The 17884-nt window shown below is 58.0% G+C and carries 20 protein-coding genes; 11 read left to right on the forward strand and 9 right to left on the reverse strand.

The annotated features are described in order from the left end of the window. Positions 1–79: 79 nt before the first annotated feature. The 3 genes from ASD99_RS32235 to ASD99_RS15690 all read right to left on the reverse strand — a co-directional run bounded on the left by ASD99_RS32235 (position 80) and on the right by ASD99_RS15690 (position 2328). Positions 80–837, reverse strand: a protein-coding gene (locus ASD99_RS32235; RefSeq protein ID WP_156388993.1) for an IS5 family transposase whose coding sequence is annotated in 2 segments (ribosomal slippage) — positions 80–498 and positions 498–837 — 759 coding nt in all. Because the reading frame shifts where the segments join, the coding sequence is not laid out codon by codon here. Between the two features lie 884 nt (positions 838–1721). Further along, complete coding sequence (locus tag ASD99_RS15685; RefSeq protein ID WP_057144208.1) at positions 1722–2021, reverse strand: hypothetical protein; 300 nt, start codon at positions 2019–2021, stop codon at positions 1722–1724. A gap of 52 nt (positions 2022–2073) precedes the next feature. Beyond that, the gene (locus ASD99_RS15690) at positions 2074–2328 is read right to left on the reverse strand and encodes a hypothetical protein (protein WP_162256703.1); all 255 of its coding nucleotides are present in this window, start codon (positions 2326–2328) and stop codon (positions 2074–2076) included. Between the two features lie 78 nt (positions 2329–2406). On the opposite strand from ASD99_RS15690, the gene ASD99_RS15695 reads away from it, so the two are divergent. The 6 genes from ASD99_RS15695 (at position 2407) to ASD99_RS33340 (ending at position 6310) form a co-directional block, all read left to right on the forward strand. Further along, a complete protein-coding gene (locus ASD99_RS15695; RefSeq protein WP_057144210.1) occupies positions 2407–3291 on the forward strand; it encodes an RNA ligase family protein in 885 nt (294 codons plus the stop codon). Then, positions 3266–3475 (forward strand): hypothetical protein, encoded by a 210-nt coding sequence (locus ASD99_RS15700; RefSeq protein WP_057144211.1) that lies wholly within the window; start codon positions 3266–3268, stop codon positions 3473–3475. The genes ASD99_RS15695 and ASD99_RS15700 overlap by 26 nt, the downstream gene beginning before the upstream one ends. A gap of 68 nt (positions 3476–3543) precedes the next feature. After that, positions 3544–3765 (forward strand): DUF768 domain-containing protein, encoded by a 222-nt coding sequence (locus ASD99_RS15705; protein ID WP_057144212.1) that lies wholly within the window; start codon positions 3544–3546, stop codon positions 3763–3765. Positions 3766–3814: 49 nt separating this feature from the next. Beyond that, entirely contained in the window at positions 3815–3940 is a 126-nt protein-coding gene (locus ASD99_RS35140; RefSeq protein ID WP_274533699.1) for a hypothetical protein, read from the forward strand. Positions 3941–5172: 1232 nt separating this feature from the next. Continuing rightward, positions 5173–5454: a hypothetical protein gene (locus ASD99_RS15710; protein WP_057144250.1), complete on the forward strand. Its 282-nt coding sequence runs from the start codon at positions 5173–5175 to the stop codon at positions 5452–5454. Between the two features lie 691 nt (positions 5455–6145). Beyond that, positions 6146–6310 carry a hypothetical protein gene (locus ASD99_RS33340; protein WP_156388995.1) on the forward strand — a complete coding sequence of 55 codons (165 nt, stop codon included), beginning with the start codon at positions 6146–6148 and terminating at the stop codon, positions 6308–6310. Between the two features lie 135 nt (positions 6311–6445). Here the strand turns inward: ASD99_RS33340 and ASD99_RS33345 are convergent, their stop codons facing one another. The 3 genes from ASD99_RS33345 to ASD99_RS15720 form a co-directional block, all read right to left on the reverse strand. Further along, positions 6446–6691, reverse strand: a complete 246-nt coding sequence (locus tag ASD99_RS33345) for a hypothetical protein (protein WP_156388996.1) — start codon at positions 6689–6691, stop codon at positions 6446–6448. 407 nt (positions 6692–7098) lie between these two features. Then, positions 7099–7299: a hypothetical protein gene (locus tag ASD99_RS33910; protein WP_057144213.1), complete on the reverse strand. Its 201-nt coding sequence runs from the start codon at positions 7297–7299 to the stop codon at positions 7099–7101. Beyond that, a complete protein-coding gene (locus tag ASD99_RS15720; RefSeq protein ID WP_057144214.1) occupies positions 7296–7988 on the reverse strand; it encodes an SOS response-associated peptidase in 693 nt (230 codons plus the stop codon). Before ASD99_RS15720 ends, ASD99_RS33910 begins: the two co-directional genes overlap by 4 nt. A gap of 147 nt (positions 7989–8135) precedes the next feature. Here ASD99_RS15720 and ASD99_RS15725 point away from each other — a divergent pair, with 147 nt between their 5' ends. Next, positions 8136–8345: a hypothetical protein gene (locus ASD99_RS15725; protein WP_057144215.1), complete on the forward strand. Its 210-nt coding sequence runs from the start codon at positions 8136–8138 to the stop codon at positions 8343–8345. Next, on the forward strand, positions 8346–8807 hold the full coding sequence (locus ASD99_RS15730; protein ID WP_057144216.1) for a hypothetical protein: 462 nt from the start codon (positions 8346–8348) through the stop codon (positions 8805–8807). It begins immediately after the preceding gene. A gap of 17 nt (positions 8808–8824) precedes the next feature. On the opposite strand, the gene ASD99_RS15735 is transcribed toward ASD99_RS15730, so the two are convergent. Together ASD99_RS15735 and ASD99_RS15740 are read right to left on the reverse strand one after the other, a co-directional pair. Beyond that, positions 8825–9673 (reverse strand): plasmid partitioning protein RepB C-terminal domain-containing protein, encoded by an 849-nt coding sequence (locus ASD99_RS15735; RefSeq protein WP_244497766.1) that lies wholly within the window; start codon positions 9671–9673, stop codon positions 8825–8827. Further along, positions 9670–11229, reverse strand: coding sequence for a recombinase family protein (locus ASD99_RS15740; RefSeq protein WP_057144252.1), 1560 nt, complete (start codon positions 11227–11229; stop codon positions 9670–9672). Before ASD99_RS15740 ends, ASD99_RS15735 begins: the two co-directional genes overlap by 4 nt. A gap of 304 nt (positions 11230–11533) precedes the next feature. On the opposite strand from ASD99_RS15740, the gene ASD99_RS15745 reads away from it, so the two are divergent. From ASD99_RS15745 to ASD99_RS33350, 3 genes are all read left to right on the forward strand, one after another. Beyond that, positions 11534–11851 carry a YMGG-like glycine zipper-containing protein gene (locus ASD99_RS15745; RefSeq protein WP_057144217.1) on the forward strand — a complete coding sequence of 106 codons (318 nt, stop codon included), beginning with the start codon at positions 11534–11536 and terminating at the stop codon, positions 11849–11851. Positions 11852–12514: 663 nt separating this feature from the next. Next, on the forward strand, positions 12515–12847 hold the full coding sequence (locus tag ASD99_RS15755; protein ID WP_057144219.1) for a hypothetical protein: 333 nt from the start codon (positions 12515–12517) through the stop codon (positions 12845–12847). A 668-nt stretch (positions 12848–13515) separates the two neighbouring features. Next, a complete protein-coding gene (locus tag ASD99_RS33350) occupies positions 13516–13653 on the forward strand; it encodes a hypothetical protein (RefSeq protein ID WP_156388997.1) in 138 nt (45 codons plus the stop codon). A 483-nt stretch (positions 13654–14136) separates the two neighbouring features. On the opposite strand, the gene ASD99_RS15760 is transcribed toward ASD99_RS33350, so the two are convergent. After that, the gene (locus tag ASD99_RS15760; protein ID WP_057144253.1) at positions 14137–17346 is read right to left on the reverse strand and encodes a GAF domain-containing protein; all 3210 of its coding nucleotides are present in this window, start codon (positions 17344–17346) and stop codon (positions 14137–14139) included. Positions 17347–17884 lie beyond the last annotated feature (538 nt).

Genomic DNA, 17884 nt, shown 5'->3' on the forward strand with positions numbered 1-17884 from the left:
CGCCTGTCGCGCGGCAACGGCCCATCGAAATCGACAAAATTTTATTATCCGGCTAAAATATTCAACCTAGGGTCCGGACTCATAACCAGAAGCTGACGGTCGCGGCGATGCAGACTGCGGCGAGGAAATTAGTTTCGAGGCGGTCGTATCTCGTTGCGATCCGGCGGAAATCCTTAAGGCGGCAGAACATGCGCTCGATTGCGTTCCGGTCGCGGTAGAGGAAGGGTGAGAAGCAGTTTTTCCAGATGCGATTGGCCTTGGGCGGGATGTTGGCGAAGGCTCCCCGTTCGCTGATCTGGCGGCGGATGGCGTTGCTATCGTAGCCCTTGTCGGCATTGACGAGACCGGTTTCTGGCATCTGTCCGAGAAGCACCTCGCCCGCCTTGCAGTCCGCGACCTGGCCGCCGGTGAGCATAAAGGCGACGGGCCGCCACAGGCCGTCGGTCAGGGCGTGGATCTTGGTGGTGCGTCCGCCGCGTGATCGGCCGATGGCCTGATTGTGCTCCCCCCTTTACCCCCGGCCGCGCAACGATGCGCCCGCACGGCCGAGGAATCGATGAGAAGCTGGGCCGGCGGTCCATCCGCACCGGCAAGTGCATGGAAGATATCGCTCCATACGCCCTTGGCCGCCCAGCGCTGGAAGCGGTTGTAGAGTGTCTTTCTCGGGCCATACGCTGCTGGCGCATCGACCCAACGACCGCCGCTCTTGATGACATGGATGATGCCGCTGATGACGCGGCGGTCGTCCACCCGCGGCTTGCCGCGCGTGTCGGTGGGCAGGTGCGGCTTCAGCTTCGCAAATTGCGCATCCGTCAGCCAGAAATAGTCGCGATTCATCAATGACCTCCATCTGGAGACCGTGAATCACGATAGCCGCATCAATGGAAGCCCTTTATGGGTCCGGGCCCTAGGTCAGCCAGAAATAGTCGCGATTCATCAATGACCTCCATCTGGAGACCGTGAATCACGATAGCCGCATCAATGGAAGCCCTTTATGGGTCCGGGCCCTAATGCAACAAACAGAGCCGGCGCGAAGGCAAGGCCGATTGCCATGATAACGACGACGACGATGCCAAGTCTCTCCGTTCGTCTGACACGGTCCTCAATGTTGTCGTCCTCCGTTGAAAGGATGAGGTCGAGCGCGGACGAGATATCGGGAGCAGGGGTATTGTTATCATTGGCTGCTTGATTTGCGACGTCGCGGACTGTCGTTCTCTCTACAACGGCCGCCGTCTGCCTCGCCTCTAAGAATCTCAAGACGTCACCTCAAAGTCTGCTCCAGCGCCCTCCACGAGCGAGGTGCTCGGGTGCGGTCGTAACGTGATTGCCATGCTTCAGTTGCGGGGCAGGGACTTCAGTCGGGGGATCGCCGGACCTTAGCCTCACAGCGGAACGCAAATGCGTGCGTGCCATTGCTCGTCGCCTTCATGGTTCTGGTTTTTGGTTGCCGACGGTTTGGGATTGTGGCCGATCTGTTTTCCAGCCCCACCAAGGCGCTATCTTCGGACGCCCGGGAACATAATGATTGTCGCGCCGTCTTCGGGATCCAGGGGTTTATGCCCAGGTTCTTCATGGTAGAGGACCTGGCGTAGATCGCGCTGATCGACCAACTGTCCGCAGTAGGGACAGGAATAGAAATGGTCTTCTTCTCGTGCTGGCTCGGCGCCATGTCGCTTGCCGTGAATAGGCGGGCCAAGGTCTGAAAGCTTGGTCATAACGCGTCAACCCGGTTCATCGATCAGCGCCTTTTTCCGCTTGGGTGGGACGTAGCTCTGGACCAAACGCAGCTTGTGCAGATCAACCGTAACCATCGTCCCCAACGTGACCGTGACCTTGTCACCGTCAATCCGCGTAACGTGACCGGTTAGCTCGATCTGCTGACCCTTCACCAGGTTGGTGGCCGGATCGATTATCGAATGGGGGAAATTGTAGCTCGGGATCGAGACGCTGACGCGGTCTTCCGTGACGCGCTTCAGCACCGTCGCCATCATTGCTACTTCGTCGCCAACCTTTATTGCCATGCACTGATTCTGGCGCGGCGTCCGATGGCGTCAAGGATTAGCGGACGCTAAATTAATCTCTTTCGACCGCGAACTTGAAAACGTCCCGGCGGCACTGATCCACCACCCGGAACCAATGAGCCTGCACGGTTCGGATCACGAACGGCCCGGCCGTGACCTTGTTCATGGCCTCCAAAGCACTGGTTCCGTGGGCGATGTGTAGGGCCAGCAACTTTTCGCCCTGCATTTCGTCGATATGGTACTTGGTCGTCATGGCTTCACCGCCGTGTTCTAACCCTAACTTCATCGACCAGTAGAGGTTCCTCACGGCTCGATTGCCCGCCAAAAGTTCCGGAACTATTTTAGCCAAAGCTTATTTAACTGCCGGCTTGTGTGAGTTACGTGCATGCGTTTGAAGTTCGTCGCGCCGTTGATGCCGACCATGGTGGAGAAGCCACCGGAGGGCGACGGCTGGAGTCACGAAGTCAAGTTCGACGGCTACCGCTCGCAACTGATCATCGATGAGGACGGGACACGCATCTACACGCGCAAGGGTCACGATTGGACACGCAAATATTCCGACCTGGTGAAAGAGGCGGCGAACCTCGGCGCCGACAATGCTATCGTTGACGGTGAGATCATCGTTTTGAACGAGGCCGGCCTGTCCGACTTCCGCGAGCTGCGAAAGGCGATCACTAGGCGGCAAAATGACCTGTATTTCGTGGCCTTCGACCTTCTGCACCTCAACGGCCACGACCTGCGCGAAATGGCGCTGGAGGAGCGCCGCGAGATCCTGGCCAGCATGATCGAGCCCGGCAGGCGTATTCAATTCAGCGAGCCGCTGCCGGGCGAAGCCAAGGCCATCGTCCACCTGCTTGACCAGGCAGGGCTTGAGGGAATGGTATCGAAGCGGCGCGACAGCAAATATCGCAGCGGCCCGTCGACGAACTGGTTGAAGGCGAAATGCTACTCGGTCGACGAATACGAACTGCTCGGCGTCGAGCGTGAAGCCGGCAAGCCGGCCTTTGCCTTGATGGCCGATCGGGCGACCGGTCGCTACGTGGGATCGGCCTTCATCAATTCGCGCGGCGCGATCCGCGAGCGGCTATGGAAGCGTGTCCAGGAGCATGCCGGGCCGGCGCCGAAGGGGATGAAGCGGCCGGCGACGCAGTGGGTGAAGCCGGGCATCATCGGCCGCGTGAAGCACTTGCGCGGCGAAGAGGATCTGCGGCACGCTTCGCTGCAGGATTTCCGGGAGGAGAACTATGCCAATTCGGACAAAGGCAAATGAAGCCGGGATTTTCGATCCATCGGAGTTGGCTCTGCTCGGCAGGGTCTTTGAGCAATTGAAGCTACAAGGCCAGTCGCCGGAAGCGCGAGACGCCATCGCCTCACGGATCATTGCCAATTACATGGCCGGAATAAAGGATGAGGCCGAACTCGTCTTACTGTCGAGACAGCCGCTGGGGCGTTAGCCCAAGGCATAACAACTTGATCGTCGTCAAGGCGGTGGAACCTAATATCGATACCGAACTTAGCGGTCATGAGCACACGCGGAATCAACTTCCTCGACCAATGGCTGGCCAACAACGTGCCTGAGACGACGAAGGCGGATGTCATCTCGGTCGACGAACTCACGCACAAGCTGATCGCAGACGCGAAGTCGCTCGGCATCAAGCGGGTCGAGATCGACGAAGAGGTCGACAGTCTCTATAGGACCATCCTCGACGCGATTGTACATTACGATCCCGGCCTGCCTGAATAGCTACCGCGTAAAAAGGCCCCGCGCAGGGTGAATCGCCGGGGCCTTAGCCATGTACGCAACGAGTGTCCTGCATGAGACGCTGTTGAAGACCGTCCGGGAAGTCACCGAAAAGGAAAGCGAGTTCATCCGCTGGTTTGGTGGTGGTTCGGCCCAGCGTTTAGCGCCAGCCGATTGAAAACATTGCCGCATTGCGCGATTGTTGCCGACCGAAATTGAGTCAGCACGGTCGAGGATGACAGTGGCCTACTCGGCATCCTTTCGATCCAGACCACACCGGGCATCTTGGCCTTAGCCGTCGATATGACGACCGCAGGCGCCATCGCTAACGCTGTCAACGAAATCCGCTCGAAGCTCGCCCAGCACACGTAAAAAGAAAGCCCGGTTTTTAGCCGGGCTCTGGAGGTTAGTCGGGAACACCGAACTTGGGAGGACCTCGGCCCATCCGGCTAGCTAATGTTGCCTCTCCAGCATGACGGCTTCATGAAGACCTAATATGCTGATTAGCTAACTTAATGGAACGTCCAATGAATGTTACCGGAACCAAAACGGTAACGCCAGACCTTCGTTGACGAGGCGCAAGACTTTAGTCCTGCCATTATTTAGAAAGAAATATAAGAACGTTAGCGCCTTCCGAAGCTGAAGACCCGCTCAAAGGGCTTGGCGCAGTCGGCGACATATCCTGTGATAGATCGGCGAAGAGTTTGCAGGTTTTGTGCTGCGTGCGTAAACAGCAACACGACAAAGAGAACCACCACTGCTGACGCGAACCCGATAACTAAAGCCATCAGAGAAAACGTCTCTGATGTCGGGGATGTTCCCTTGAAAATGGCCGACACCTCGTTGGGCGGGGGCGTTGGGGGTAAAAGGCGCCGGCCAGGCGGAAATTTGTCCGCCGCGCCGCATGCATGCCCGATTTGTCAGCCTGGGGTTATGGTGTGATCGCGGAAGGACTCACCCGAACTAGGGTTCTTCATCCTCTTCACCCCAATGTCGCAGTGAGTAGGCACCAATCAACCAGGTGTATTGCATCTTACCGTCCGTCGACAGAGCGTTTGCAACGGAACACGAGCGCGTCACGGCCTCATCCAGAACAGCCAGTTCCAGTCTGTGAAAAAGGGGGCATTGAGTAAGCCGGTAGCGAATTTCTCTACCATTGGATATCGGACCATTTCGTCGACGACCTTATCTCTGACCCCGTGCCGGCTGATCATTGAAATGCCTGTGGATGCGAAGCGGGCCGCTGAGGCCCAAGGCATTTCTGGATAAGAGATCGATGAAGAAATTGGCAATTGGCACGATCTACAAATTTATGATGCAGGGATTGCGCTAGTGGAGCGATGGGAACCGAGTTCCGTAATCCACGTTTTTCCGAAGGTCATGCTGCATGACCCAACGACGGAGGAAACAATGAACATCAAGAAGCTTACAACAGGCGCGATGGCGCTTGCGATTATGACCGGTTCGGCTCTTGCCGCTGGCAACACATCTGCACTCGACGATCCGGCAAAGATGTCGCCGTTCTTCACCGATGCCGGCATGAAAACATTGAAGACGGAAAAGGATTTCAAGACAGCATGGGCGGCTATGAAACCCGATGAACAGAAAGCGGTGCTGAAGGATTGCGGCGATACCACGCTCAACAAGTCGCACGCAGATTTCTGCGCCATGGCAAAGAAGATGGGCGGCTGAATCTAGGCCGGACGTCGAAGGCGGGCTCAAGGTCCGCCTTCGACTATAGCAGAGGACGCGCTGCACTAGAGCATCATGAACCCTCTCATATTGCCTACATGAAGACGGTGCGAGAAGTGACCGGCAAGGAAGTCGAGTTCATTCACTGGTTTAGAGGCGGTTCGGCATCCGGTGGAATGGGAACATGAATTGGCGCGGTCGCCTGCGGCGTAGGTCAACAGGCTTAATTGCGGGATGGCATACGTTGGGCTAAGTCAATTACGCGGGGAGGAACCCGAGCCCCACCGCAATGGCCGGCACGGTGTCCGTCGTGCCCCAACGCCCGCCACCGCACCGGCCATTCCCCAACGTTGGCTACAGCCGATCGGAGACAGGAAGCCCGAGGTGTCGTCGTTGGCCCTAGGCATACGCCAGGGCGATGAATCCAATTCGAATGTTCGGGTTAGTTCTTCGTCGCCATCGCAGGAATCAGCCAGAGAAACATCTGAACGAACGAGCGGTTTATCGTTTCCTCAGGTGGCGCTCAAAAATCGCCAGCTTGTCTTCATAGCCAATCCTCACCTTCGTCTCGCAGCTTTCGCATTTGAAGCTGCCGACCGTTCTCAGCCAGGATCCCTTTCTCACCGTCGGATATGAACAGGCCGGACAGTGAAACTCGATCGCTACATCTCGCAGTTCATCGGACAAGGGCATGGCACTTCGTCTCTTCCACTCGGGCAACACCGGCGCTCAAAACGAATGGAAGAGCCGATGGTTTCGTCGGAATCAGCATTTTCATACAAGCGCTCGCACCAGCCAAGAAGATCGGCGACAGGTGCGGGTCGAAAAGATCAAGCCGACGCCGAAGAAGCGTTGACGGTGAGCGATGAAACATTAGGCGCCGCCTATGGTTTCTCCGGCGGCCGAGGCCACCCGCGTAGGCAAGACCATGACCGTTACCCGTGGGACGCCCGTGGCTGTCGTGAATGGGGCGACGGGCCTAAAATAGGCTTCAATCGCCGCCCAGCCTTGAAGGGGCACTGTTGCCGGACTTAGGGTTTTGGTCGCCTGGTACGCCATTGAACGCCGAGCCGTGGCTATATTCCGCCTGACTGTTCCATTGCGTTTTTGGCAGTTCGATGAACAATTCAAATACAGACCATCCCACCGCCATAACAAAAAGGGTAGTCGCGATGATTGGAAGGATGCCCATCCGTGGGGGTTTCTCTTCTGAACCATCGGGGGTTATCGAAATCACACTCTAGTCCTGCCACCAACCAAACGGATGCCGTGTTAATCGAGCACGCGTCGAAATGTTCCAAGGGCAAGCTAAAGGCTCCCTTTCGGAAGCGCCTGACGATTTCAGGCAACTTTTTGGAGGGCGGGCTCGTAAAGCAATTTAGTCGCCCTGTTATGTCCCTCATGCCGGGGCGGCTGGCTCGCTGAGATTTCGTTGGGGTTATTCTCGGCGAGCCTACGTCAATTTTCGATGATGCCTGCTTCACCGTCGAGCTTCGATCAGCCGCTTTAGTGACCGAAGAGTTGCGCCGCGCGACCATCCGGCTTCCAGCATTCAATCAACGATGGCCTGGAAGCCGGGCTGCATCGCCTCCTGGCAGTCGATGGCTCGGTCTGGATAATCGCTCGCTTCTCTTGGTCGACTGATCATCTCACCCCCGCCAAATAGCTGTCGCCGTGTTCGCGATGTTCGAAACAGAACCAGTGCGATGACTGTCTCGGCTTGGCAAATCCGAACGGCGCGCGCTTCCCGCATCCTTCAAACTCGCAGACGTGATTTTCGACCCGCCCGCCTCGCCGCGGCGCCGCCGTCATGCTTTCGGCGAGCTTAATCGGTTCGTCGCTCATAGCGGATTGATCGCCCCAACCAGGGCAGGGTGGTCATTCGGCTGCTTGTTGATCACGGTCGAATTGACGTCGCGGCCGACACGGTTGAATTGCAGCTGGCCGTCGATGTCGTGGCTGAGAATGTCTTTCAGGTATTCCTTCGGCGTCGCCGGATAGAGCCAGGCGTCATAGTAGGCTTGGTCGAGAATGAGCGGCTGCCGGTCGTGCAGGTTCCTCATCGGCTCGCCTGCAGGCTCGGTGATGATGGTGCAACTGGTTATGTCGAGGTTGGAGTTGTGCGCCCAAAGCCCGGCGAACGAAAAAGGCGCGTGGCCGGGCAGATAGATGTGCCACGGATCCTTCTTGCCGTCGGCCGGCGAGATCGTCCACTCAAAGAAGCCGTCAGCCGGGATCAAGCATCGTTTCGACTTGAAGGCATCCCGGAAGGCCGGCGCGGCGTCGATGCCTTCAATCCTGGCGTTGAACATGGCCGCCTTGGGCATTTCCTTTGCCCAGAACGGAACGAGCCACCATCGCCCCTCCCGCAGGCGGTGGTTGCCGTTCTCGCCGGCGGTGACGAAAGGCACGTCTTGCGTCGGCGCGATGTTGTATCGCGGCTCGTCATTGCGGCCGATTTCCGCCGGCCCCGTGAGCCGGTAGAGTCGGTGGATTTCCGACCACGTCAGATATCGGGTGTAGCGGCCGCACATGACATTTCCTTGATCGACAGGCTTCCCGATCCTTTGGTGTGGTTATCCTGCCGACAGTGAACGAAATGAGAACAAAATAGTCAAACGCCTCTTGACCGGACAGGAATATGTTCCTTATTCCTGATCTATCTGAGCAGGAAAAGGGCCATGGGAAAGCGCCAAAATGCGCCGATAGGCGAAGCTATGTCCGAATTGGAGTTGGCGGCACAGCAGGCCCTCGCTGCAGCCAGTGGCGATGCTGTGGTCGCCTTGCTGACGGCTCTGGCCAGGAACGCCGAACTTGAGCGGGAACTCGCTTTGTCACGGGCTGCGGTTTCGAATGGCTTTTCTCGCGGCTGGCACAAGGCGCGCCCCTAAATGGTGGACACTGCCGAAGACAATTTCCGGATCGAGGTTTGGGATCGGGAGGAGAAGACGCATCTCGAAACCATCTGTCGATCGCCGGACGCGGTGGTGAGCCAAGCGGCCTGGCACGCCGCCATCCGGCGCCGGCCAGGCATGCTGCTGATCCACTACAACAGCCGCCACGTTATGGAGAAGATCATTACCCCCGGCGAGGTGAAGGTTCCGCCGCAGACGATCATCGACGGCAGTATTCACGCCGGACTAGACGTCGCGCTGGGCGACCTGCGCAGCTGGCACACGCTGCGAGCGTGGTGCACGACCTGCTCGCATCATGCGGAAGTGAAGCCGGCAAGCTTGATCAAGCGCTACGGCAAGGAAGCTCTGTTCAGCTCGGTGGAGCGCGCTCTTTTCTGCACGAGTTGCAAAAAGGGAGGACCGGTTCGGATGGAGATACACAGCATGCCGCGAAACTAAGGGTGATGACCGACCGCTCACGACCCGGCCTGCGGCGGGTGTTTCTTGTATCGAGCCTCGCGGAAGTCGAGCAAGTTCTGAAACACCTCCAGTTGCCTCGCGAAATTGCGCGCTAGATATCGAACCAGCTTGGGGTTGTTCAGCAGTCGGTCGAAATAGCTCGTAGCGGCGATCAGGTTTAGCATTTCTGAGCCGTGGGTGCTGGCAGCGCTCAGATAGTCATGGCTGACCTCGGCAATGTCGGCTTCCATGGCGGCCATTTGCGCCGGGGAAATACCCTCGTATCTTTTTCTGCGAGCCAAGGGATTGGTGAGTTGTGATCGTGGGGTGAGCTCGATCAAGAGCCTCGCTACTCGGAATTCCACGCGGTTCATCGCCAGCATCAGCCGGACAATTTCAACCTGCCGACCCGGCACGACCTCTCGTAACAAGCCGAAAATCTTCAAGGGGGCGCCGAAATCGTTCAGCATGTCGAGAGCTTCGAGGCAGATGCCTTCGACAAGCGGCTCGTCGACGCGCGGAAAGGAAATCTGCCGGTCTTCGCAGATACCTGCTTTCACCCCGGCCTCTGGCGAATTTTGCATCAAGATCGAAGGAGCCGTTGCGAAGCCATTCGATTGAAGCAACCCTTGAAATGCGGCGATGCGCAGGACATGACGAAAGGCATCGACGACGCTTTCCATCTGGTGTTTCACCGCGTCGGCTTCCCTGATGAATTCCTGCATATTGTCGACTTGGCGCCTGAAGGTCTTCAACAAACCGGAGACACGCAGCGGGTTCATCGGCGCCCGCGAATCTACCGTCAGCCGAATGGCATGCCGATTGTTTGTGACGAAGTCGCGATGCCCGGCTTTCGTAGTTCTCATATATTTGCCGGCATTGGTTCTCGTCTCGCCATCTCAACCACAGGATCAAGCGAAGCGAAGAGGAAGGCATCAAGGCGCACGCCATTGTCGGCCTTGAGCATGTGAAGGGCAGACTGCGCTTCATGAGCGGGTGCGATCAGGAAGTCACGAACGGTCTGATTATCGGACTCCATCCTGATCAAAATCGTTACCTCTGGCCCGATGAGACCCCGCTTCCAGAACGGCCAGCGTGGAAAACCGGCGACGTTCATCCGATATTGCGCAGTCCAAATCGCCACGGAGAATTCATCATTGACACGCATAATCTTTGTTTGGGGATCGTACAGCGCTGAGCCACCGACCCCGTCGATGTCCGACATCAAGTTTTCGATTGTTTGCTGCCGAATCTGAATGAGCCGCCTTCTGATGTCGAGTTTCCGATAGTTCGCCGACCCGTCGTATCCGATCAACTGGTAGGCGGCGTTCATGCTTCCAAAGCGATGCGCGTAAATGCTGGCTGAATGACAGCCTGGAGCGGCATCAATGATTGGGCTCGACAGCCTTCCCCGTTCTTTCAAAAGCTTGGTCAGATCGGCCAGCAACTCTTCATCGGGTCTGAGGTAAGTGCGTGCCCGCCTGATAGCTTGCGCACGATCGAACAGCGCCCGGGTTACGAGCGGTTCGATGACGTTGTCGGCGCGAACAAATGCGCTTGGCGGATTTCTCAGCCGGTTTTGCAGAAGCCTGTGGGATATTCGGTTCCATACAATGTTGCCGACATATTTCTCGCTGGCCAGTATCGTGCCTACGCACGCTCCGGTCCAAGGCCGGCCAAACTCGGTGACCAAGCCGCGCGCGTTTAGAGCTGACGCAATTTCGACTGCCGTTTTTCCTTTTTTCACGAACTGGTTGAATATCCATCGGACGGTTGACACCTCATTTTCAGGCCCGGGGACGAGAACGACGCGGTCGCTGGCCAGGCCTTTTCGCTCATTATGATGGAGGATTGCCTTGGGATTTCCAGAGCCGTCGACGAGAAGGCGCCTCAACCCATAGCCTGCAGGGCCGCCTCCGCTGAAACCCAGTTTGACTATTCGGCTTTGACCTGCAAAGACCCTATTCGACAGCATTCGGCTGTACTCCGCAGCCATGCTGCGCTTGATGGCCTTCAGAACATCGGACCCAATGCTCCCATCGTTGACGAATAGCTCAGCGCAGAATTCGATCCGCACTCCGGCTCTTTGGCATCGGTATTCATATGAGGCGCTTTCATCAGTATTCTGAAAGCGTCCCCATCGGCTGACGTCATAGACCACGACAGTTTCGAAATCGGCCCGCCGGCTTTCGATATCTTCGATCAGCCGCTTCAAGCCCGGGCGCCCCAAGATGCTGAGCCCGCTTCGGCCTGGATCTTCATACGTGGCAACGATGTCGTAACCCATGACCTCTGCATAGTTACGGATCGCGTCCCTTTGATTGTCGATGGAGTAGATCTGCCTCTCCGTCGACATGCGCAGGTATTGAGCAGCGCGAGCCCTTCGCCTTTCAAACTCGGGGGGTGTGGTTGCTTTGTCCATCGCGCGGGCCATGGTACTCAGACCTGATAATAGGGGCCTGTACCGCCTGCTATTTGGTTAGGAAAGCATGTCGAGTTTGCTTCGAATGCGAGCCGTCGGCCGCATCCAGATATATATACCCGTGCGCAACTATATCGGCCGGTGAGATCAGCGGGTATGCCCGTTTCCTTTGCGCTTTGGAAACCATGGCTTTCAACTCATGGGAAACCCTGACTCACTTCGTGAGAGTGTGCGCCCCCGTTCCGCCGCAATGCGCCCGCACGGGACGATTGATAGGGATTTCAGACTTTTAAGGGAGACGTCCATGACCTTTCACAAAGCTATAGCCGCCCTGCTAGTGACCGCCGCACTTGCCGGCTGCCAGTCGCAGACCGAAGGCCAGCAGCGGGCCACCACCGGCGCGCTCATCGGCGGCGCCGGCGGCGCGCTCGTCGGCCAGGCGATCGGCGGCAACACCAAGAGCACGGTGATTGGCGCCGCCAGCGGCGCGCTGCTCGGCGCGGTCGTCGGCTCGGCCACTACGCCGCAGCGCCGCGGCGAAGAAATGTGCCGCTACCAGGACCGCTACGGTCGCGTCTACACCGCGCCCTGCGATGACCGGTATTACAACGGCAATTACTAAGCAGATCCAATGTGCCCTTCTCCCTTTGCGCGAGAAGGGCACAGGTCATCTCTGGGCATTCGACGATAAATAGAGCTGATGCAGAGGCTGAGAGGGTCACCATGACCACGACAAGCGTTGTAGGCACTTTTAAAAAAGCAGCAAAAAGGTGGCAAGCGCCTGCTCGGCTATGATCCCGGTAACTGCTGTCGCAACTCCCGGTCGGGCGGCTTACGGCCGTTCGACTACCAGGGACCGCTCCTGGGAACAATATTCGATCATCATCGCCGACACACCGCATGCCGCAATGCGGAACGTCCCCGCCATGACCAGGCCCGGCGTCAGGGCGATGGCAGCGGCACCGCGTTTCGGGTGCACGCGAAGCCGCACGACTACAACATAGGCCCGCCCGCGGCCCTCAATCAGCTGATGGCCATCGCTGAGGTAAGCGTCTTGCCGTAGGAATGACACCTCTGCGGCCCGATGGCGGCTGCGCGGATGTTGCGCCCCGTGGTGCCTTTCTCCCTCGCGAAGGTGAACAGAAGAGAACCAAAGTCGAGTGCAAGCTTGACGTGTGAGGAATATCGTCCTATTTTTAGATAGGGAGTGCAGAGAATCCGCTTAGCCCGGGTTGGGCGGGTTCGAGATTCACAAGCATCCCGGCCATTGAAGCGAGTTGGGCCAATGCAAAATCTGATCGATTTCTTCCAGACCAATTCGGCACTGGTGCTGGCCAATCCAATTGCATTTGCCTCGTCCGCCGTACTTTTCGCGAGCTGTGGCTTCACTGTTGGCCGCTACTTTTTGGCCGAGCGCATTGCAAACCTGGAGAGCAGGATCGCCCGGCGCGATGATCAGATTGAAGAACTCAAATCTCGGAGCGCAGCGAGCAAGTTGGAGATCCAGATGGTGCCTGTCGTAGGAACTACGGCGATCGGCGAAAATGAACGGCCGCCGTTGGAAAGGTGGCCGGACCGGCGCGGCAATGCGCTGGTTGAAGCCGATTGCGCGGGGTAGGGCGGAAAACTAGTCGCGGCAGCGAGACGCTGACCATTCAGGGAAGTTTCGATGACGGTTTCATTTGTGGCAATCACCTCACGTCTAGGATTGACCGCACGGGACAGCACGCAGGCTACTATCTCCGAAATCGAAATTCTACTTAGAGATGCCACCACTTCGTTGCGGCTTTAATACATCTTCTACCTTCCATAAGCCCAGACAGCAATGCGCGGGCAATTCTTACCCCCGCCGCTTTGAGCACAGTTCGCATCTCTCGCGCTCGCAGGAAGAGTTGCCAGATAGGTTGCTCCGCGCGAACCTCCAGCGGGCGTGCGCCTTGATTTCCGCTGAGGTCACGCCGATCGCGCCATTAGGTCCGTGCGGCCCTGCGGGGTCGACCTTTCCAACGTCTTGCATAAGAACGGGTTCGATATCGCTGACGACCAAGCACTGCGAGTTTGTCCATAGACGGCCGATATCTTCCTGAGACGTCGTCGCGGCCGAACGTTGATAAGCGTTTACCGTATATTTGCGGGTTCTCATGATCGCGGCGCCCGAAACGCCGCTTTTGCGGTCAGCTTGGCGCGAGTGCCTGTGCGAGCAGCGCCGCCGCCGGCGAGCGCGAGGCATCATCCGTCTCTTGTCGCATCGCCTGGGCGTCAAGGTGCAGCGACGCAGAGACGAGAGTGCCGCCAATTGGGCATGGCATCTTCGGCGGCTACACGACGGCAAAAGGCGCGATGCTTGATTTGCATGACAGCGGGCTGGAAAGTGTGCCAGCCGACCAAGCGGCAGCAGCGATCGACGATCCCGGCAGTGGATGACTGAAAGCGAGAAAATCGCGGCAGCGATTGTACGTCCAGAACCGGTGCGCTCGGCCAGTGGAGCTGCCCTGCTGACCAAGGACTATGAAACCACCGCAACCAACGCAGCTCGATCGCAACCCGTTCTGGCGGCGGAGCGTCTTGCCAATCTCATCAACAGGCCCTGCAGTAGCGCGGGCGCTTTCCGGCCTAGAGTGCGCATTCAAGGTGCGCGTGGTGTGGCTGAACCGTTGCGGCAGGATCGCACGAATAGGCCTATCTCGCAGCCAATGCTGGCCCTCTGCGGTGGCAGATGGCCTTCAAACTTGCCAGCCTAGATATTGCCGACTGCGAGTGCCAAAGGCCAGATAGTCAGACTGGCAACACAATCGGTCGGGATGCATACTGAGGCTTCGCCTTTTCGCTCCCCGCGCTGGTGTTAAGCCGTCCCCAAGTGAGAACTGCTTCGGTCACAAAGATCGGCCGAGATGCTAGTGGTGCGCCCTATGAAGGGCCGTCGAGAATTGTCCTCACCTTTTCCGCAAGGTCTTCAAGGCTGAAAGGCTTCGGCAAAAGCTGCGTTCCAGGATCGAGGATCCCGTTGTGAACGATGGCGTTGCGCGTGTATCCCGTGGTGTAGAGAACCTTAAGCTTGGGGCTGCCCTTGCGAAGGATATCCACCAACTGTCGGCCGGACATCTCCGGCATCACGACGTAGGTGAAGAGCAGGGACAACTGCTGTCCGGCTTCAATCATTTTGATCGCTTCGTTTGGGCCACTGGCTTCGACGACCGTATAACCAAGTTCGCGCAACGCTTCGGCTGAGACGGCGCGGACGCGATCCTCGTCTTCGACCACCATGACGATTTCGCTTGCCAGGCCGCCATCTATCGATCTTGATTTCGGCTCGAGAGAATCCTGCTCGGTGCTGCCATAATGCCGTGGCAGATAGATCTTGATCGTCGTGCCGACGCCCGGCTCCGAGTATATCTTCACGTTGCCGCCAGATTGCCGAACAAAACCGTAAACCTGGCTGAGGCCCAGTCCTGTCCCCTTGCCAACGCTCTTAGTCGTGTAGAAGGGGTCAAAAGCCTTGGCGAGAACATCCGCGGTCATGCCCGTACCCGTGTCGGTTACGGCAATCAGCACGAATTGACCGGCCGCAATGGCGGACTCGCGAGCGTATCGCTCGTCGACATAGGCGTTCGACGTCTCGATGGTCAGCTTGCCCCCGTTGGGCATGGCGTCCCGTGCGTTGACCGACAGGTTGAGCAAGGCGCTTTCCAGCTGACTTGGATCGGCCTTGACCTGCCAGAGGCCGGCACCGAAAGCCGTCTCCACCTTGATCGTCTCACCGAGCGTTCGCATCAAGAGATCGGTCATGCCGCCGACCAGGCGGTTGGCGTTGATGGGCTCCGGCTTAAGTGGTTGCTGTCGCGAAAAGGCCAAGAGCCGCTGGGTAAGAGCGGCGGCGCGATGCGCCCCATCCATGGCGCCTTCGACAAATCGGCCGACGTCTGTCTCACCCTTGGACAATTTGCGTTGAAGCAGATTGAGCCCACCAATAATGACCGCAAGCATGTTGTTGAAGTCGTGCGCAATGCCACCCGTCAACTGGCCGACCGCCTCCATCTTTTGCGCCTGCCGCAGCTGTTCTTCTGCCTTAGAGCGTTCCGCCACTTCGTCGATGACGCGCTGTTCCAGTGTTGAGTTGAGTGTCTGCAGTGCGGCTTCGGCACGCCGCCTTTCAGACAGTTCGCGTTCGGCTGACTGGAAGAGGCGGGCGTTGTCTATAGCCGTTGCGGCATGGCCGGCGATGCCCAACAGGGCCCTCTCGTGCTCAGGATGAAACTTGCGGGGCTCCGCGTGGCCAAAGAACAAACCACCCAGAACTTCGCCGGAGTTCGACACGACCGGCACCGCCAGATAGGAGCGTACCGGCAGATGGCCTTCAGGCATGCCCTTGCGCGGCGCATTCTTGCCGTATCGTGGATCCTTGAGAATATCGTCCGATCGAACGACGCCTTTCCCGAGGAAGGTTGGTTCGAACACAGCCGTCGCACGTGGCATGGGGTAATTCTGGAAGGCCGAGCGTGGAGCCCCTGACAGGGCATAGAGCATGTAGCTGCCCCCCTGATCGTCGAGCACGTTGTAGAAGAAAGCGCCAAACTGCGCTCCGGAAAGTTCGACGCCGGCATCGGTGGTGATTTGCACGATTTTGTCGAGATCAAGTTCGGCAGCGACCGCCGCTCCGGTATCGTTCATGATCTTGAGGTGTCGCTCGGCCTTTTTGCGATCGGAAATGTCGATCACAGTGCCGATAAATCGAACGGCCTTGCTGGCTTCGAAAATGGCATGGCCGCTCGCCGCCACCCAACGCTCTATACCGTCCTCCAGGCCAATGGTTCGGTACTCGATGTTAAAACCTTCAAGACTGTCTGGAGCGATTGCTCGCCTGACCGCCTCATCTGCCCGTCTCCGGTCTTCTGGATGTAGGCCGGCGAGGAAAGAGCCCTCGTAGGTAACCCCATCGTTCGACGTAATACCGAACAACGCCCGGCATTGTGCGTCCCACCGCAAATGGTCAGCGACCGGGTCGTAATCCCAGATGCCGATTGCGGCCGCCTGGGTAGCCAGGCTCAGGCGTTCCGCGGTCTCGGCAGCGCTTTGATCCGACCTCACCCTTTCTATATGCGCCCACGACCGCTCCGTTACCTCTGTGAGAAGTGCAAGCTCATTTTGCGTCCAGACCCGCGGAGCGCTGTCGTGGATCGCCATCAGCGCGGTCAGGCGCCCCTCTTTGACGAGGGGCATGCAGATAGTGGCAGCGATTCCAATATTCTGGAACGTTGCGGCTTCTTCTGGGGGAAGCTCGACTTGATTGTCATTGATGATCAGCGGCAAACCCTGATGGAGCCGAAGAACGGCGAGTTCGCCAAAGTCCCGGAGACTGTAGTAGCCAACGATGCTGGAAGAGCCTTGTCGGTGCCAATCTCCGCGAATCGTAAAATGGTCCTGGTCAGGCTCCATATCGGCATAGGCACAGATCGCGACGCCGAGATGCTCGCCAAGCATTCTGGTCGTGATCTCAAGCACTGCGTCCGCGTCCGTGCTTTTCGATGTTTCTTTCCCCAGTCCGTCGAGGAAGCGCAAGCGACCTTCATTCTGCCTCAACTCTGCTTGCGCGCGCCGCCTTTCGACTGCGGTGCGCGTTCGCTCTGCCATCTCGCGAACGAACTCGATCTCTTCCTCAGACCAGGATCGGGGCCTGTTATGATTAAGGTAGAGTAGGGCCACAAAGCCCCCCCTTTCGGTGACGGGCATGTTGATCAGGGATTGAGCGCTGATGGCTTTCAGTGCTTCTGGGTTCTGGCTCGTCCGCGGGTCTTTGTCCGCATCTTCAATGACAACAGTGATGCCGCGCTTGAGATCATCGATATACGTGCCGTAATCGCGAAAATGCAGCACCCCAGCCAGGCTATTGATGCCGGGGGCATTCCAGTCGCGTTCGATGGAGATGGTCTCATTCGCCAGATCGATCGTGCCATATCCGGCCCGGCTTACATCCAGCTCCCTGCCAATGATTTCGGCCGCCGCATAGGCCAGTTCGTCGGGGTCTTCGACCAGGCGCACAACGTCGCCAAGTTCGGCGAGGGCAGCGCTCCGCTTCCTCGCACGAAATGTTTCGGTGACGTCAAACCCTTCGCAGAATATTCCTGTGATGATGTTCCCGCCATCGTAGAGCGGTGCGTAGATGAACGTCAGGTAGCGCGTCTCTTCCGGACTATCCGCCGAGCGGCGAAATCGCACTGGAACGCCCTGCGCTTCAAATGTCGTACCGCTAGCGAAGACGTCGTCGAGCCGGTCAAAAAAACCTTGTCCCGCGAGGCTGGGAACGGCGTCTCGAATGGGCCTCGAGAGCCAATCACCGCTGTTGAAAACCTGGCGATGGGCGTCATTCACGAATTCAACGACATGGTCGTGACCGCGCATGATAATGATAAAGCCTGGTGCTTGTTCGAACAGATGGATCTGACGTTCAGCAGCGAGGCGTTCGCGCTTTTCGGCCAGGAATCGATCCGTGGTTTCCGTGCAGACTCCAAACAGGCCGCCGGTCGTCCCAATCTCCGGCTGCGTGACCGGGTTGTAGGAGAAGGCGAAATGGGTCTCTTCTGGCGCGCCGTGCTTGTCAATTCGGATCTCAATGTCGTCCATATGGACTGACTGGCCCTGGTAAACCAGGTCAAACATC

Origin of the sequence: Mesorhizobium sp. Root695, from assembly GCF_001428185.1 — a bacterium.
Lineage (GTDB): Bacteria > Pseudomonadota > Alphaproteobacteria > Rhizobiales > Rhizobiaceae > Mesorhizobium.

Coding starts and splice junctions, on each gene's coding strand:
- ASD99_RS15685 (WP_057144208.1), bottom strand. CDS start 2,021: ATGGCAATAAAGGTTGGCGACGAAGTAGCAATGATGGCGACGGTGCTG.
- ASD99_RS15695 (WP_057144210.1), top strand. CDS start 2,407: ATGCGTTTGAAGTTCGTCGCGCCGTTGATGCCGACCATGGTGGAGAAG.
- ASD99_RS15700 (WP_057144211.1), top strand. CDS start 3,266: ATGCCAATTCGGACAAAGGCAAATGAAGCCGGGATTTTCGATCCATCG.
- ASD99_RS15705 (WP_057144212.1), top strand. CDS start 3,544: ATGAGCACACGCGGAATCAACTTCCTCGACCAATGGCTGGCCAACAAC.
- ASD99_RS35140 (WP_274533699.1), top strand. CDS start 3,815: ATGTACGCAACGAGTGTCCTGCATGAGACGCTGTTGAAGACCGTCCGG.
- ASD99_RS15710 (WP_057144250.1), top strand. CDS start 5,173: ATGAACATCAAGAAGCTTACAACAGGCGCGATGGCGCTTGCGATTATG.
- ASD99_RS33340 (WP_156388995.1), top strand. CDS start 6,146: ATGGCACTTCGTCTCTTCCACTCGGGCAACACCGGCGCTCAAAACGAA.
- ASD99_RS33910 (WP_057144213.1), bottom strand. CDS start 7,299: ATGAGCGACGAACCGATTAAGCTCGCCGAAAGCATGACGGCGGCGCCG.
- ASD99_RS15720 (WP_057144214.1), bottom strand. CDS start 7,988: ATGTGCGGCCGCTACACCCGATATCTGACGTGGTCGGAAATCCACCGA.
- ASD99_RS15725 (WP_057144215.1), top strand. CDS start 8,136: ATGGGAAAGCGCCAAAATGCGCCGATAGGCGAAGCTATGTCCGAATTG.
- ASD99_RS15730 (WP_057144216.1), top strand. CDS start 8,346: ATGGTGGACACTGCCGAAGACAATTTCCGGATCGAGGTTTGGGATCGG.
- ASD99_RS15735 (WP_244497766.1), bottom strand. CDS start 9,673: ATGAGAACTACGAAAGCCGGGCATCGCGACTTCGTCACAAACAATCGG.
- ASD99_RS15740 (WP_057144252.1), bottom strand. CDS start 11,229: ATGGACAAAGCAACCACACCCCCCGAGTTTGAAAGGCGAAGGGCTCGC.
- ASD99_RS15745 (WP_057144217.1), top strand. CDS start 11,534: ATGACCTTTCACAAAGCTATAGCCGCCCTGCTAGTGACCGCCGCACTT.
- ASD99_RS15755 (WP_057144219.1), top strand. CDS start 12,515: ATGCAAAATCTGATCGATTTCTTCCAGACCAATTCGGCACTGGTGCTG.